This window comes from Pseudomonas sp. DCA-1 (assembly GCF_046523955.1).
GTDB classification, from domain to species: Bacteria; Pseudomonadota; Gammaproteobacteria; order Pseudomonadales; family Pseudomonadaceae; genus Aquipseudomonas; species Aquipseudomonas putida_Y.
This window is the reverse complement of record NZ_CP169881.1, coordinates 1,122,145-1,137,323: the sequence shown is the minus strand read 5'-3', so window position 1 is coordinate 1,137,323 and position 15,179 is coordinate 1,122,145. Positions and strand designations below refer to the sequence as shown.

The 15,179-nt window shown below is 61.7% G+C and carries 13 protein-coding genes and 1 pseudogene; 6 read left to right on the top strand and 8 right to left on the bottom strand.

What is annotated here, in order from left to right:
* Positions 1-21: 21 nt before the first annotated feature.
* The 3 genes from ACE4QZ_RS05555 to ACE4QZ_RS05545 all read left to right on the top strand — a co-directional run bounded on the left by ACE4QZ_RS05555 (position 22) and on the right by ACE4QZ_RS05545 (position 6,613).
* Positions 22-3,852, top strand: coding sequence for an EAL domain-containing protein (locus ACE4QZ_RS05555; RefSeq protein ID WP_021784176.1), 3,831 nt, complete (start codon positions 22-24; stop codon positions 3,850-3,852).
* A gap of 305 nt (positions 3,853-4,157) precedes the next feature.
* Entirely contained in the window at positions 4,158-5,411 is a 1,254-nt protein-coding gene (glyA, locus tag ACE4QZ_RS05550) for a serine hydroxymethyltransferase (RefSeq protein WP_014589625.1), read from the top strand.
* A gap of 248 nt (positions 5,412-5,659) precedes the next feature.
* Complete coding sequence (locus ACE4QZ_RS05545) at positions 5,660-6,613, top strand: arsenic resistance protein (protein ID WP_279935460.1); 954 nt, start codon at positions 5,660-5,662, stop codon at positions 6,611-6,613.
* 147 nt (positions 6,614-6,760) lie between these two features.
* On the opposite strand, the gene ACE4QZ_RS05540 is transcribed toward ACE4QZ_RS05545, so the two are convergent.
* A complete protein-coding gene (locus ACE4QZ_RS05540) occupies positions 6,761-7,645 on the bottom strand; it encodes a homocysteine S-methyltransferase family protein (RefSeq protein ID WP_279935461.1) in 885 nt (294 codons plus the stop codon).
* 118 nt (positions 7,646-7,763) lie between these two features.
* Here ACE4QZ_RS05540 and ACE4QZ_RS05535 point away from each other — a divergent pair, with 118 nt between their 5' ends.
* Positions 7,764-8,585, top strand: coding sequence for an ABC transporter substrate-binding protein (locus ACE4QZ_RS05535; RefSeq protein WP_279935462.1), 822 nt, complete (start codon positions 7,764-7,766; stop codon positions 8,583-8,585).
* Entirely contained in the window at positions 8,582-9,403 is an 822-nt protein-coding gene (locus ACE4QZ_RS05530) for an amino acid ABC transporter permease (RefSeq protein ID WP_003247513.1), read from the top strand. The genes ACE4QZ_RS05535 and ACE4QZ_RS05530 overlap by 4 nt, the downstream gene beginning before the upstream one ends.
* Before the next feature lie 60 nt (positions 9,404-9,463).
* Here the strand turns inward: ACE4QZ_RS05530 and ACE4QZ_RS05525 are convergent, their stop codons facing one another.
* The 3 genes and pseudogenes from ACE4QZ_RS05525 to ACE4QZ_RS05515 form a co-directional block, all read right to left on the bottom strand.
* Positions 9,464-9,823, bottom strand: coding sequence for a hypothetical protein (locus tag ACE4QZ_RS05525; protein WP_020191670.1), 360 nt, complete (start codon positions 9,821-9,823; stop codon positions 9,464-9,466).
* Positions 9,824-9,828: 5 nt separating this feature from the next.
* Positions 9,829-9,945: pseudogene (locus tag ACE4QZ_RS05520) on the bottom strand (type VI secretion system tube protein Hcp); the annotation flags it as partial.
* 121 nt (positions 9,946-10,066) lie between these two features.
* On the bottom strand, positions 10,067-10,996 hold the full coding sequence (locus tag ACE4QZ_RS05515) for a malate dehydrogenase (protein WP_049586352.1): 930 nt from the start codon (positions 10,994-10,996) through the stop codon (positions 10,067-10,069).
* Between the two features lie 433 nt (positions 10,997-11,429).
* Between ACE4QZ_RS05515 and ACE4QZ_RS05510 the strand changes: the two genes are divergently transcribed.
* The gene (locus ACE4QZ_RS05510; RefSeq protein WP_410480417.1) at positions 11,430-12,815 is read left to right on the top strand and encodes a GntP family permease; all 1,386 of its coding nucleotides are present in this window, start codon (positions 11,430-11,432) and stop codon (positions 12,813-12,815) included.
* Between the two features lie 96 nt (positions 12,816-12,911).
* On the opposite strand, the gene ACE4QZ_RS05505 is transcribed toward ACE4QZ_RS05510, so the two are convergent.
* The 4 genes from ACE4QZ_RS05505 to ACE4QZ_RS05490 all read right to left on the bottom strand — a co-directional run bounded on the left by ACE4QZ_RS05505 (position 12,912) and on the right by ACE4QZ_RS05490 (position 14,911).
* Positions 12,912-13,610, bottom strand: a complete 699-nt coding sequence (locus ACE4QZ_RS05505; RefSeq protein ID WP_346649011.1) for a hypothetical protein — start codon at positions 13,608-13,610, stop codon at positions 12,912-12,914.
* Positions 13,611-13,855: 245 nt separating this feature from the next.
* Entirely contained in the window at positions 13,856-14,068 is a 213-nt protein-coding gene (locus ACE4QZ_RS05500) for a hypothetical protein (protein WP_019750407.1), read from the bottom strand.
* Entirely contained in the window at positions 14,061-14,189 is a 129-nt protein-coding gene (locus tag ACE4QZ_RS05495) for a hypothetical protein (RefSeq protein WP_258036626.1), read from the bottom strand. Before ACE4QZ_RS05495 ends, ACE4QZ_RS05500 begins: the two co-directional genes overlap by 8 nt.
* A gap of 494 nt (positions 14,190-14,683) precedes the next feature.
* On the bottom strand, positions 14,684-14,911 hold the full coding sequence (locus ACE4QZ_RS05490) for a hypothetical protein (RefSeq protein WP_103463290.1): 228 nt from the start codon (positions 14,909-14,911) through the stop codon (positions 14,684-14,686).
* Positions 14,912-15,179 lie beyond the last annotated feature (268 nt).

The window sequence follows — 15,179 nt, the reverse complement described above, 5'->3', positions numbered from 1 at the left end:
GCCCAATCGCAGGATCAACGCTTGACCAACCTTACTCATTCGTCGTCATTGCGTTCCGCACCACAAGCACCCGCCACCATACTGCGCGGGTCGATCAAGGGTGCGCTGGCGCTGCTGGCCCTGATCCTGCTGGGACTGCTGGTGTGGCAGCTATTCGCCCAGTTCAAACATACTCAGGCCGACTTGCGCAAACAGAGCCTGGACGCCTCTGCGGAACTGGCCGACCACCTGAGCCTGAACATGGCGCTCAAGGCGCAGCAGGCCGTGAACGTGGTGCAACCCTACCCAGATGCCCCCACCCCTGCCGCCCTGCCCAGCCTGCTCGGCACCCTACGCCAGCGCCTCCCCGCCCTGCAGAGCGCGGCCTGGCTGGACAACACCGGGCAACTGCGCGCCGACAGCCTGGCAGGCAGCCCCGACCGCAAGCTGTTTGATGAGTTGCTTGCACTTAGCCAGGGACGCCCGTACTTCTTCACCAATTCGGCCGACAACCACATCCTGTACCTGCTGCTGCGCCAGGATGCCGCACAGGGTCACGGCTACTGGCTACTGCGCCTGTCACCGGACTATTACCGCGAGCTCACCCTCCACCTGGAGGGTAGTGGGCACCCGCAGTGGCTGCTGGAGAACAGCCGCAGCGGCGAAGTGCTGCTGCGCAATGTCGCAACCGATACCAGCGACGAGCCGCTGCAAAGCGTGATGCTGGCCTTTATCGAAAACAGCACCTGGCAGCTACACGGCCTGTTCGACGCCAAACTGGCCCGGCAAACGTTGTTGCCGGCGCTGATCGGCAAATGCCTGCTGGTACTGTTCTGCGCCCTGCTGCCGGTACTGGCGCTGATCAACATGCGGCGCCGCCAGCGGGCGCTGCAGGAAGACCGCAGGCGCTATCAGGAAATTTTTGAAGGCACCGGCGTGGCCCTGTGCGTGCTCGACCTGTCCAGCCTGCCCGGTCAGCTCGATCGCTACCACCTGCGCAACCGGGCCGCACTCAAGCACAGCCTGGCGCTGGACCCGAACCTGCGCCGCTCGCTGCTGCTGGAGCTGAAGATCACCGAGGTCAACCAAGTGGCGCGCCAGCTGCTGAACATCGACTGCCACGAAGGGGCCTGGCAGCGGCTGATCGATGGCACTGGCGACAGCCGCGACAGCATTGGCATGCAACTGATCGATGCACTGATCGAACAACGCCCGTTGCTGGAGCTGGAAGTGCGTCTGCCGACACCCCAGGGAGACGAGCTGCACCTGTGGCTGATGGCTCGCCTGCCGCTGCAGCGTCGTGATTACCAGGCAGTGATCCTCAGCATCAGCGATATCACCAGCCGCAAACAGGTGGAGCTGTCGCTACTGGAACGCGAAAGCTTCTGGTCGGACGTGGTACGCACCGTACCCGACCAGTTGTATGTGCAGGATGTGCCCAGCCAACGGATGATCTTCAGCAACCGCCACCTCGGCCAGACCCTGGGCTACGACCGCACCGAGCTGGCACAGATGGGCGACCGCTTCTGGGAGCTGCTGCTGCACCCCGAGGACGCCGCACACTACCAGGCACTGCGCCAGCAACAGCGCGACAGCGGTCATGACCAACCGCTGCACTGCCAGCTGCGCTTCCGCCACCGCGACGGAGGCTGGCGCTGCTACGACATCCGCGAGCAGGTGCTGACCCGCAACGCCGAAGGCCTGGTTACGCGCATCATCGGTGTGGGCAAGGATGTGACCGTTCAGATCGAGGCCAGCCAGTCGCTGCGTGACAGCGAGCAACGCTACCGCATGCTCGCCGAAAGCATCAGCGACGTGATTTTCTCCACCGACAGCCAGCTCAAGCTCAATTATGTCAGCCCCTCGGTAAAGAGCGTGCTGGGCTACCAGGCCGACTGGATCTTCGCCAACGGCTGGCAATCCATCGTCGCCAACCCGGCCCAGCTCACCGGTATCTACAGCCTGATGGAGCGTGTCAGCAAGGCCATGGGCGATCCGGCGCAAATGGCGCAATTGTGCAGCCAGTTACCCACCCAACTGTTCCTGTTCGACTGCCTGCGTGCCGATGGCCGCAAGATCCCGATCGAGCTGCGCCTGGTGCTGGTGTGGGACGATGACCAACGCTTCGAAGGCGTACTTGGGGTGGGCCGCGACATCAGCCAGCAACGCCGCGCCGAGAAAGACCTGCGCATGGCCGCGACCGTATTCGAACATTCCACGTCAGCGATCCTCATCACCGACCCGGCCGGCTATATCGTCCAGGCCAACGAAGCGTTCAGCCGCGTGAGCGGTTACGCCGTCAGTGAAGTGCTCGACCAATTGCCGGGCATGCTCACTGTCGACGAACAGCAGGAAGGCCACCTGCGCTATGTGGTCAAGCAACTGCACCAGCGCGGCAGCTGGGAAGGTGAGGTGTGGCTCAAGCGCCGTGACGGCGACCATTACCCGGCCTGGGTCGGCATCACGGCGGTACTGGACGACGAAGGCGACCTGGCCAGCTACGTGTGCTTCTTCACCGACATCAGCGAACGCAAAGCCAGCGAACAGCGCATCCACCGCCTGGCCTACTACGACGCCCTTACCCACCTGCCCAACCGCACACTGTTCCAGGACCGTTTGTACAATGCCCTGCAGCAGGCCGAGCGGCAGAAGGCCTGGGTTGTGCTGATGTTCCTCGACCTCGACCGCTTCAAACCGATCAACGACTCCCTCGGCCATGCGGCCGGCGACCGCATGCTCAAGGACATGGCCCTGCGCCTGCTGGCCTGCGTGGATGACGATGACACGGTGGCACGCATGGGCGGCGACGAGTTCACCCTGCTGCTGCAGCCGCGCCCCACCCGCGAAATGGCCCTGAACCGCGCCATCCACGTGGCCGAGAACATCCTCGGCAGCCTGGTGCGGCCGTTCGTGCTGGAAAACCGCGAGTTCTTCGTCACCGCCAGCATCGGCATCGCCCTCAGCCCACAGGATGGCAGTGAGCTGAGCCAGCTGATGAAGAACGCCGACACCGCCATGTACCACGCCAAGGAGCGCGGCAAGAACAACTTCCAGTTCTACCAGGCCGAAATGAACGCCAGCGCCCTGGAGCGCCTGGAGCTGGAAAGCGACCTGCGCCATGCCATGGAGCAGAACGAGTTCATCCTCTATTACCAGCCGCAGTTCAGCGGCGACGGCAAGCGCCTGACCGGCGCCGAAGCGCTGCTGCGCTGGCGTCACCCGACCCGCGGTCTGGTGCCGCCGGGCGACTTCATCCCGGTGATCGAGGAACTGGGCCTGGTGGTGGACGTGGGCGATTGGGTGCTGCGCGAGGCCAGCCGCCAGCTCAAGGCCTGGCACAAGGCCAAGGTGCGAGTGCCGAAAGTGTCGGTGAATATTTCGGCGCGGCAGTTCTCCGACGGCCAGCTGGGCACGCGGATTGCCAACATCCTGGATGAAAGCGGCCTGCCGCCGGCATGCCTGGAGCTGGAGTTGACCGAAAGTATCCTGATGCGCGAGGTAAACGAGGCGCTGCAGATTCTTGCCAGCCTGAAGAACCTCGGCCTGAGCATTGCGGTAGACGACTTCGGCACCGGCTACTCGTCGCTCAACTACCTCAAGCAGTTCCCCATCGACGTACTGAAGATCGACCGTACCTTCGTCGACGGACTGCCCGAAGGCGAGCAGGACGCGCAGATTGCCCGGGCGATCATCGCCATGGCCCACAGCCTCAACCTGGCAGTCATCGCCGAGGGCGTGGAAACCCACGAACAGCTGGAGTTTCTGCGCGAGCATGGTTGCGACGAGGTGCAGGGCTATCTGTTCGGGCGGCCGATGCCGGCGCATCAGTTCGAGGCGCAATTCTCCAACGAGACCTTGTTCATGTTCCATTGACCCGCACGCTGCCTGTTCACAAGGTTCCCGTAGGAGCGGGTTTACCCGCGAACACCGGCGAAGCCGGTGCCATCCACCGCGCCGGCTTCTTCGCAGGTAAACCCGTTCCTACAAGTACGGTGCCGCAACCGAATCCTGCATAAAAAGCGGACCTGCGAGTCAACTCCTGCCCGCGCCCAGCCCAGAAACGGCGCGGGATGCAAGATGAAGCCCATTGGTCCGCGACTTGATGCCACTTCATATGCCAGCCGCGAATCAATCGGTTAGAATGCACACCCAAATTACCCCGATCCTTGAGGACCGCCATGTTCAGCCGTGATTTGACCATTGCCAAGTACGACGCCGAGCTCTTCGAAGCCATGCAGCAAGAAGCTCTGCGCCAGGAAGAGCATATCGAGCTGATCGCTTCGGAAAACTACACCAGCCCGGCAGTCATGGAAGCTCAGGGCTCGGTCCTGACCAACAAGTACGCCGAAGGCTACCCAGGCAAGCGCTACTACGGCGGTTGCGAATACGTCGACGTCGTCGAGCAACTGGCCATCGACCGTGCCAAGGAGCTGTTCGGCGCCGACTACGCCAACGTACAGCCGCACGCTGGCTCCCAGGCCAACGCTGCCGTCTACCTGGCCCTGCTGTCGGCCGGTGACACCATCCTGGGCATGAGCCTGGCACACGGTGGCCACCTGACCCACGGTGCTTCGGTAAGCTCCTCGGGCAAGCTGTACAACGCCATCCAGTACGGCATCGACGGCAATGGCCTGATCGACTACGACGAAGTCGAGCGCCTGGCTGTCGAGCACAAGCCGAAGATGATCGTTGCCGGCTTCTCGGCCTACTCGCAGGTTCTGGACTTCGCCCGCTTCCGCGCCATCGCCGACAAGGTCGGTGCCTACCTGTTCGTCGACATGGCCCACGTTGCCGGCCTGGTTGCCGCTGGCGTGTACCCGAACCCTGTTCCGTTCGCTGACGTGGTCACCACCACCACCCACAAGACCCTGCGCGGCCCGCGCGGTGGCCTGATCCTGGCCCGTGCCAACGCCGACATCGAGAAGAAGCTGAACTCCGCCGTCTTCCCGGGCGCCCAGGGCGGCCCGCTGGAGCACGTCATCGCGGCCAAGGCCATCTGCTTCAAGGAAGCCCTGCAGCCAGAGTTCAAGGCTTACCAGCAGCAGGTCGTGAAGAACGCCCAGGCCATGGCCAGCGTGTTCATCGAGCGCGGTTTCGACGTGGTTTCCGGTGGCACCCAGAACCACCTGTTCCTGCTGTCGCTGATCAAGCAGGAAATCTCCGGTAAGGATGCTGACGCCGCCCTGGGCAAAGCTTTCATCACCGTCAACAAGAACTCGGTACCGAACGACCCGCGTTCGCCGTTCGTCACCTCGGGCCTGCGTTTCGGCACCCCAGCCGTTACCACCCGTGGTTTCAAAGAAGCCGAGTGCAAGGAACTGGCGAGCTGGATCTGCGACATCCTGGCCGACCTGAACAACGAAGCGGTGATCGACGCCGTTCGTGAGAAGGTCAAGGCCATCTGCAAGAAGCTGCCGGTTTACGGCAACTGATTGGCGCTTGCCTGAAGTGAAAGAGCCCGGCCCAGTGCCGGGCTTTTTCGTGAACGGACCATGAAACACGTTCGCAGGCCTGATACACATCCTGTGGGAGCGGGCGTGCCCGCGAAGAAGGCTACGCGGTGGATGGCACCGGCTGCGCCGGTGTTCGCGGGCACGCCCGCTCCCACAGGGAATGATTTCGAGCAGCCACGTGCCATCACGTATTACCCTGTTTGACACCACCAACCACAGGCCACACCTTGACCAGAGAGCAACTCGAAACCCGGCAGATCCCCATCTACTTCGCCGCCGTACTGGCCGCTATCGCCTTCGGCCTGCTGGCCAGCGACACTGCGCGCCAGCTTGAAGCCCTGATCACCCCCGCCATCGCCGTGCTGATGTACGCGATGTTCCTGCAAATACCCTTCCTCGACCTGCGCCAGGGCCTGGGTAACCGCCGCTTCATCACCGCCCTGCTACTGGCCAATTTCGTTCTCGTTCCGCTGCTTGTCTGGGCCATCACCCGCGGGCTGGTGGAACACCCGGCGATCCTCGTCGGTGCCTTGCTGGTACTGCTCACGCCCTGTATCGACTACGTGGTGGTGTTCACCCACATTGGCAAAGGCGACTCACGCCTGACCCTGGCCGCAACCCCCGTATTATTGCTGGCGCAACTGGTGCTGCTGCCGGTGTATCTGGCCCTGATGCTGGGTGGCAGCAGCCAGGTGGCAATCTCCATCACCCCGTTCCTGGAAGCCTTCGTGCTGTTGATCGTGTTGCCGATGGCCCTCGCGGTGCTCACCAGCGCCGGTGCCCGGCGCTCGCGCGCCGTCGCGGCCTGGAACGACGCCTGGGCGTGGTTGCCGGTGCCGGCCATGGCCTTGGTGCTGATGGTGGTGATCGCTTCGCAGATTGTCGTGGTACTGCGTGATTTCGACCGTCTGCTGCCGGTGGTTCCGGTATACATCGGCTTCATGCTGCTGGCGCCGGTGCTTGGCTTCATCTGTGCGCGCCTGCTGCGCCTGCCGGCCAGCGAGGCACGCTCGGTGACGTTCAGCGCAGCCACGCGCAACTCGCTGGTGGTGCTGCCGCTGGCGCTGGCGCTGCCAGAAGAGATGCGCGGGTTGGCAGCGGCAGCCGTGATCACGCAAACCCTGGTAGAGCTGGTCAGCGAACTGATCTATATACGAGCGGTACCACGGTTTGTGCGCTGACCCGTGCCACTCGTCATAGAGAAAAGACTATTCGGGGCACACAGCGAACACCCGCACCTCTTCCAGATAGCCGACCTCGATACGCCGGGCCAGGCTCAACGTCAGCGACTGTTCGCCTCTAGCAAAGCCGCCCGGCCACGTGGGCGCTTAAGCCAGGTTGCGCTTCAGCTCGGCGATATGCTCCGGGCCGATGCCGCAGCAACCGCCGACCATGCTGGCACCACGCGCACGCCAGTCCTTGGCCCATGCCAGGTAACCCGGCGGATCGAGGTCTTCGCGCAGTACGTCCAGGCCATCGTTGGCAGTGGCTTCTTTGGGCTGCGGCGGGAAGGCGTTGGCATAGGCACCGATGGCAATCTCGGCGTTGTGTCGCTCGATGACCGAGCGCGCGACATCAATGGCGGCGCCGATCACCTCAGGCTGGCTGCAGTTGAACAACACCGCAGCCACCCCCAGGCTGACTGCGGCCTCGATGGCTTCGGCCACTGGTTCTCCGGAACGCAGGCGCGGTACGTCGTCGACGTCCTCGTCCTGCAGGGTGAAGGACACCCAGAACGGCCTGCCGTCTGCCGGCAAATGGCTATGAATGGCCCGCACTTCGGCCACGGAACTCTGGGTTTCGGCTAGCCACAGGTCAACATGCGGGGCCAGGCCCTGGAGCAACGGGGTCAGCACCTCTGCCACACGCTCGGGCTGGAACAGGTCGGGGCGGTAGGACCCGAACAGCGGCGGCAGCGAACCTGCCACCCTGACCGGGTGCGCGCCGCTATCTGCCGCGTGCCGCGCAAGCTGGCCGGCGATATGGGCCAGCTGTCGCCCTTCGGCGGCAAAGCGTTCTTCACCGATGTGGAACGGCACTACTGCATAGCTGTTGCTGGTGATGACCTGCGCACCCGCATCGATGAAGGCTGCATGCACGCCCACGACCGCCTCCGGCGCCTCGCTCAGCGCCAGCGCCGACCACTCGGGCTGGCGAAACGGTGCACCGCTGCGCTGCAGCTCTCGGCCCATGCCACCGTCCAGAATTACCATCGTTCGCTCTGCCATATAACTTCTCTGAAGGTTCTTATGAATAAAATTCATTATGGGGATTAGGGTTATAACTATTAAATACCCTATCACCCATTTGCCCAACATATCAGGTATGTACATGCGATTTTCTTCTCTGCTGGGTGCGGGCCTTGTACTGCTCGCAACTGCCACCCAAGCCTTTGCTGGCGCCACGTTGGAGCGGGTTGAATCGCGCAAGGAAATGGTCAACGTGCTGATGGAAAGCTACCCGCCGTTTTCCTTCCTCAATGACCACAACCAGCTCGACGGTTACGACGTGGACGTGGCCAAGGCAGTGGCCGACAAGCTCGGCGTCAAACTGCGCATGGAAACACCGTCCTGGGACGTGATTGCCGCTGGCCGCTGGAGCGGGCGCTACGACATCTGCATTTGCTCGATGACCCCGAGCAAGGCGCGCGCCGAGGTATTTGACTTCCCCGTGGAGTACTACGCATCGCCCGCCGTGATCGTGGTCAATGCCTCGGATGAGCGCATCCATGGCGCCAAAGACCTGGAAGGCCGCAAGGTGGGTTCGATCAGTGCATCGAGCTACGAAAGCTACCTGAACAAGAACCTGGTCATTGAAGGCAAGGAAGACCAGAAGATCGATTACCCGTTCGACTTCGTGCAGGCTGCGCCCTACGACACTGAAAACGTCGCCTTCCAGGACTTGGGCCTGGGCACTGGCGTGCGCCTGGACGCCATCATTACCAACCTGGTGACCGCGCAGCCGCGCCTGCAGCAAGACAAGCGCTTCAAGCTGGCCGGCGCGCCGCTGTATGAAGAGCCCAACGCGGTGGCCATCGAAAAAGGCGACCCTGAGTGGGATGCCAAGGTACGCCAGGTGTTCGCCGAGCTGAAGGCTGATGGCACCCTGGCCAAGCTGTCGCAGAAATGGATTGGCGCCGACATCAGCAAATGAGCACCTTCCCCCCCTCCCCCAAGCCCGTGGCAAAGCCAGCGGGCGCCGGCCTGTTCGGCTTTCGCACCCGGTTATTGCTGACCTGGCTGGCGCTGTTCGGGCTGTTTGTCGCCTTCTTCCTCAGCTTTGACCTGAAGTTCGCCATCATTCTGGAGAAGTTTCCCAACCTGGCCGGTTTCAAGCTGGGGCCCAATGGTTTTCTGCAAGGCGCCGCACTGACCCTGTTCCTGTGCCTGTGCTCGATGGTGGTATCCGTGCTGCTCGGTTTTGCCGCCGCGCTGGCACGGTTATCCAACAGCGCGGTACTGGTGGGTGTGGCCAGCTTCTACACCTCGTTCTTCCGTGGCACGCCGCTGCTGATCCAGATTCTGCTGATCTACCTGGGGCTACCGCAGGTGGGCCTGGTACCCGGCGCCATCAGCGCCGGCATCATTGCCTTGTCGCTGAACTACGGGGCCTACCTGAGCGAAATCTTCCGCGCCGGCATCCTCGGCGTCGCCCGCGGGCAACGTGAAGCAGCATTGGCGCTGGGTATGCGCACGCCGCAGATCTTCTGCCACATCATCCTGCCCCAGGCCATGCGGGTGATCATTCCGCCCACCGCCAACCAGTTCATCTCGATGCTCAAGGACTCGTCGCTGATTTCCGTGATGGGGGTTTGGGAGGTGATGTTTCTGGCGCAGTCGTATGGGCGCTCGAGCTATCGCTACCTGGAAATGCTGACCACCGCCGCCGTGATCTACTGGGTGCTGTCGATACTGCTGGAACTGCTGCAGGCGCGGCTGGAACGGCATTTTGGCAAGGCTTATCAGCGCTGAGGGCTGCGGCTCGTGCAAAAACCGACAGGCCTGACCGCGCCCCATGCAGGAGCGGCCAGGCTACGCGTAAGTAAAAATAATCAGCGCGGTGGCCAGCAGGATGTGAATGACCAACAGACTCACCAGCAGTCGTCTCATGCTTGAGGGGAAACGTTTGACTTCATCGAAGTCAATCAACCCCCTGCGCACGAAGAGGCTCGGGATAGCCAGCACCATGGAGATCAACCCCGTACGCATAACCTTGCCCAGAAGGCCTGCATGTTGAAACGTGATTTTATTGCCGGTCACGAAGCTACAGCGCGTTAGCAACGACTCGTAGTACTCAGTGTATTTATGTGCGATGAAACACTGTACGACCATCGCCAGCATCATGGGGGCAAGAATCAGAATCGCAATTAGCCCAGGCTCAACTTCATTCACTCCGATACTTCCTTGAGATGCTGGCCCGAGCATCTGGCTTCCAGCAGCTTACAACTCGCGCGGTCGAGAAACTTGGTGAACGTGAAGTTGGTCAAGGTGGTACGTCCCGATGTTGCACCGCCCATGCCTACCTCTCCTTGGTAATGGTGGGTCTGAACCCCAATGAACGGGTGTGACAGGTACGGAGGCAAAGTGTTCCCCCACTGCCCGAGCCGCCACACCCGATGCATGACGCTTCAAGCTCTACAACGCCTTCATCTCTGCAATATCCCGCGCCACCTGGTCGGCAGAGTGGTCGAACATCGCCTGTTCCTGCGCATCCAGCGGCAACTCGATAATCCGCGCAAGCCCCTTCTCTGCCAGTACACAGGGCACACCCATGGCGATATCCGTTCGCCCATACTCGCCCTCAAGAATCGCCACCGCCGGCAAAATACGGTTCCGCCCATTGGCGATCGCATCGACCATCTGCGCAATGGCCACGCCCGGTGCATCGCAGGCGCTCCCCGTCTTCTTCAACCCCAGAATCTCGCCGCCGCCCTTACGGGTGCGCTCGACAATCTGTTCGATCTGCTCGCTGGACAGGAAGTGCGACAATGGCACCGAGCCAATCTGGCAGTAGCGCATCAGCGGCACCATGCTGTCGCCATGCCCGCCCAGCACCAACGCCGTGATATCCCGTGCAGAAAACCCGGTTTGCTCGGCGATGAAGCACTTCATGCGCGCGGTATCCAGCACCCCCGCCTGCCCGAACACCTTGTCGCGCCCCTGACCGCTCACGCTCCAGGCGCGGTAGGTGAGCACATCGACCGGGTTGGACACCACCAGCACCGTCGCTGTCGGCGCGTGGTGCTTGATATCCGCCATGATGCTGTCGAGGATTGGCAGGTTGGTACTCAATACATCCTGGCGCGACTGGCCGGGCTTGCGCGGCACGCCCGCCGTGATCACCACCAGCTCGGACCCCTCCAGCATCTCGGCTTTGGCCCCGCCGTGAACATGGGTATCGGAACCTGAATCCACAGCCGCCTGCCAAACGTCCAGCGCCTTGCCCTGCGCCAGTTCACCCTGCACGTCCATCAACACCAGCTCACGGCACAACTCATCCCGGGCGATGATCTGCGCCGCCGCCTCGCCGACCAGGCCGGCACCCACAATCGTTAATTTGTTCACCAGACACCTCCCAGCGGCGCGCGCCACCAGGAACACGCCTGCGTATAGAGAGAAGTATTGCCTGCCGGGGCTAAATGGCCACCCAAGATGATGCGACGACCTTCACTTGACAGTGTTCCACGGCAGCGCAAATACTTTGGCCAGATTCATATAGATGACCATACAACAAGGTGAATCAACCAATGACCATGCTGCCCAAGCGCCCCGTCGCCACACCACCGCCCACCGGCCTCAGCGCCACGCCTCCCTGCTGCCCATCTTCCGTTACCAGGCGGCCGCCTGTGAGCGGCAGCTAGCGCAAAGCTGCGTTCCCTTCCTCGAAACCGTAGCAGCAGCCGCAACGGCAGCCACCTGGGCATGCCCCGTGGAAACGCCCGTCACGCCTTCAAACCCTGAGTGCAGCCCGAGCGCCAGCCCAACCGAGACTCCTTGAATGACTCCCTTAGATATACAGCTATTACTGACGGCACTGGCCAGTGTTCTGGTGCTGGTGGCGCTCATCGTTTCGCGCCTGAAAATGCATCCGCTGCTGGCCTTGCTGGTGGTGTCCATTGGCGTGGGCTTCGCGACGCATATGGCGCCAGGCAGCATCGTCGCCCACCTGCTCACCGGCGCCGGCAAGACACTGGGCGCAGTGGGGGTGGTGATTGCGCTGGGTGCGATGCTCGGCAAGATCCTGGCTGACGCTGGCGTCACGGAACAGGTCGCGGATGTCATCCTCAAGCGCACCTCCGACCGCATGATCCCTTGGGCCATGATGCTGGTTGCCTTCGTCATTGGCATCCCCATGTTTTTCGAAGTCGGCCTGGTGATCATGCTGCCGCTGATATTCAGCGTGGCGCGCAAACTGGAAAGCAAGGCGCGCTTCAAAGGCTCGGCGTATGTGTATGTAGGTGTGCCGGTCATTTCGGCGCTTGCCGCCATGCACGGCATGGTACCGCCGCACCCAGGCCCACTGACCGCCATCGCCGTGCTCAAGACCTCGGTTGGGCCCACCATGCTCTATGGCTTCCTTGCCGCCATTCCGGCAATGATCCTGGGCGGCCCGCTGTACGGCATGTTCATTTCACCGCGCATGAACACGCGGCCCGATCAGGCATTGCTGGACCAGTTCACACTGGCTGAAAAAGCCGATGGCCAACCCCGCCCCGGGGTAATGGTCGGCATGCTGGCCGCATTGCTGCCGGCCATCCTGATGCTGGTGCATGCCGTCGCCGAGATGCTGCTGCCCAAAGGCAATGCGCTGCTGGAACTGGCCAGTTTCCTGGGCAACCCGCTGATCGCCATGCTGCTGGGCGTGCTGTTCGCCGGCGCCAGCCTGGTGCTTGCGCGCGGCGGCGACGCCGAACAGCTGCGCGATGCACTGGGCAAAAGCCTCAAGCCGATTGCCTCGATCATCATGATCATTGCCGGTGGCGGTGCCTTCCAGGAGATGCTGACCAGCGCCAAGGTAGGCGATGCCATTGTGCACCTGACCCAGCAATCTGCCTTCCCTCCCCTGATTCTGGGGTGGCTGATCGCGATGTTGCTCTCGGTGTCTACCGGTTCCGCCACGGTCGGTATCGTGGGTGCTGCAGGCTTGCTGGCACCGCTGGCAGGTGCAGACCCCAGCCTCAACCTGCCTTTGCTGGCCTTGTCCATCGGCTGCGGTTCGCTGTTCTTCAACTATGCGAACCATGCAGGCTTCTGGATGGTGAAAGAATCCTTTGGCATGACCATGGGCGAAGCCACCAAGACCATCTCGGTGGTGCAGTCCATTGTGGCGGTGGTTGGCTTGATCGTGGTGTTGCTGCTGAACACGGCGTTTGCTGTGAGCTGAAGCGGCTTGCAACAACTGCCCTAGATCATCCCAAGGTCTGCACGGATGGTGCGGACCTTGGGTCACGATGAGCTGCAGAGCAGGTTCACACCGACGTCAGTACTGGTTTTTGTTCAGCTTCTCGGCCAAGGGCGGATAGTAGATCTGGCCGATCTCATCCGATGACCACCACGCCCAGTGCAGCAGGCACAGGGTGACGATGCTCAGTAGCGCATAGCCCTTCCAGCCAAACCAAAAGGTGAAATAGGCCATTAATCCGGGCAGTTGGAAATGAGCACTAACCCCAGCATCTGCAATTGCCATCAGCACCAGGCCGAACACCAGTACCCCGGCTTGGAAGCGCTGTTGCCGCCACTCCTCGCGCTGCGTGGTCCTGCGTTTCCAATAGTTGTAGAGGAATTCGTTGCCTTCACGAAGGCTGTGCTCTCGCAGTGCACTGAAGGTCACGTAGTTGGGAAACAGCGAATAATCTCGCGGGCCCTGAAGCCGCTGCCACGGAATAAAGCTGCCCATGATCGCCGCCACCCGCGCCAGCACCGGGATTACCACCGACACCACCAGGCAGAAGAGCATGATGCCCACGAATATACGCCCGACATTTTCCCAGACGATCGCCATGTCCCCCGAGAAATCCAGCAAGGTTGTACCCAGTGAGTGCATGAGCGCGATATCGATGAAAAAGCCTACATAGGCCAGCTTCAATGCCCAGCGTACTTCCCACGCCTTTTCGAATACCGCGCCCGGCAGCCCGGCGATAGGGTTGGTGGTTTTCAGGCTGTCTCTGTTTTGATCCATGCAGAATCCTCGGTAGTTGGCACATGGCCAGGCAAATGGTCAGGGCAAAGCGCATTAAGTGCGCTTTGCCTGATTACCATGCACTACAGAGGCGCGAGCGTTCTACTCAACTTGAGGCAGTTGCTACCATCCCCGCAGAAGGGGCTGCTTTTGTGTTGCATGTCCAAGGGCTGCAAAGCAGCCGTTCATGCATCCACACCGCAGTGCCATGCCATCTTCCGCGGTGCCCGCTAATCAGCCGGGTCCTACCCACCCTGCTCCATCACCTTCCCACACTGCTCACTGGCCAATCGGCTGATGATCCGGATCGCTTGGTGGATACCGGCCGTGTTGCGAAAACTCAGCCGCGGGTTGTGTTCGCACTCGAGCATTTCGTCGTGCTGGACCAGGGCCTCGCCTAGCAGTTCGAGGGTCCAGGCGTAGCTTTGGATGGTGGAGAGGCGTTCTTGGTCAGTCATGGCGGGCCTCCGATTGGACGGAGGTGAAGAAAGGTGTGCCGACGCTGCGCTCACTCAGGGCCGCCGAAGAACGACGGCGGCGGACGGATACGCGGATCTGTAACGGATTTACGGTGGTCATGCATGAGTTCCTTTCGTGATGGAACTGCCACCGCTCGCGGCCAAGCAAGTTAAGGTGGCAGCAGTACGCGGGTTGGCCGACCGGGACGAAAGGAGCCCGGCACACCCGAAGGTGTCCCGCGCACCACCGCCATAACGCAGCACCGCGGGCACAAAAAAAGCGCCTGCGATTAAGATTGGGCGCTGATGCGCCTTTCGATTCCGACCGGCCAAGGTCGCATCGCCGATGCTTCGGCGACGTAGGGACTTTATTCCTGGGTGGCGGTTTTCGCAAGTTTCTCGGGGTACGAATAGCCAACGCACGCCGTAGGAAAACGGATTACCACAGGTCACATGCACTTCCCAAGATGAATGCGATCCGTGTAGGAGCTGGCTTGCCTGCGAAGGGCTGCGCAGCAGCCCCATACCCCGACATGACTGCAACAGTCCATCAGCGGCCTTCAACAGACTAAGCCAGGCGCAACCTGCGATACCTGGCCTAATCAACCTCATCGCCTAACCCTCCAACTCCTGACCACCGCGTTCCAACACCTTCCCACACTGCTCACTGGCCAACCGGCTGATGATCCGAATCGCTTGGTGAATCCCAGCCGTATTGCGAAAGCTCAGTCGTGGGTTGTGTTCGCATTCCAGCATTTCGTCGTGCTGGACCAGGGCTTCGCCTAGCAGTTCGAGGGTCCAGGCGTAGCTTTGGATGGTGGAGAGGCGTTCTTGGTCAGTCATGGCCGCACCTCCGAATGACCGGGGACGGAGCGGGATTGGCTGACGGCAAGGTAGCTGATGGCCGTTGAAGAACAACGGTGGAGAACGAATGCGAGGGTCCTGCTTGGACTTGAGGTAAGCATGCATGAGGCTCCAAGTTTTAGTTGGAGCTGCCACGATCCTTCCTACGGGATTGGGTGGCAGCTGTGTGCAGGGTAGGAATACCGGGAAACTTGGAAACCCGGCCAGGCCGAAGCCTGCCCACACACAGCCGCCATGACACAGCACG

What these genes read in the sequence shown, in the direction of transcription:
- ACE4QZ_RS05495 (WP_258036626.1), bottom strand. Translation starts at nt 14,189, where the DNA reads ATGACCACCGTAAATCCGTTACAGATCCGCGTATCCGTCCGCCGCCGT.
- ACE4QZ_RS05510 (WP_410480417.1), top strand. Translation starts at nt 11,430, where the DNA reads ATGACTCCCTTAGATATACAGCTATTACTGACGGCACTGGCCAGTGTT.
- glyA (WP_014589625.1), top strand. Translation starts at nt 4,158, where the DNA reads ATGTTCAGCCGTGATTTGACCATTGCCAAGTACGACGCCGAGCTCTTC.
- ACE4QZ_RS05535 (WP_279935462.1), top strand. Translation starts at nt 7,764, where the DNA reads ATGCGATTTTCTTCTCTGCTGGGTGCGGGCCTTGTACTGCTCGCAACT.
- ACE4QZ_RS05505 (WP_346649011.1), bottom strand. Translation starts at nt 13,610, where the DNA reads ATGGATCAAAACAGAGACAGCCTGAAAACCACCAACCCTATCGCCGGG.
- ACE4QZ_RS05500 (WP_019750407.1), bottom strand. Translation starts at nt 14,068, where the DNA reads ATGACTGACCAAGAACGCCTCTCCACCATCCAAAGCTACGCCTGGACC.
- ACE4QZ_RS05540 (WP_279935461.1), bottom strand. Translation starts at nt 7,645, where the DNA reads ATGGTAATTCTGGACGGTGGCATGGGCCGAGAGCTGCAGCGCAGCGGT.
- ACE4QZ_RS05490 (WP_103463290.1), bottom strand. Translation starts at nt 14,911, where the DNA reads ATGACTGACCAAGAACGCCTCTCCACCATCCAAAGCTACGCCTGGACC.
- ACE4QZ_RS05530 (WP_003247513.1), top strand. Translation starts at nt 8,582, where the DNA reads ATGAGCACCTTCCCCCCCTCCCCCAAGCCCGTGGCAAAGCCAGCGGGC.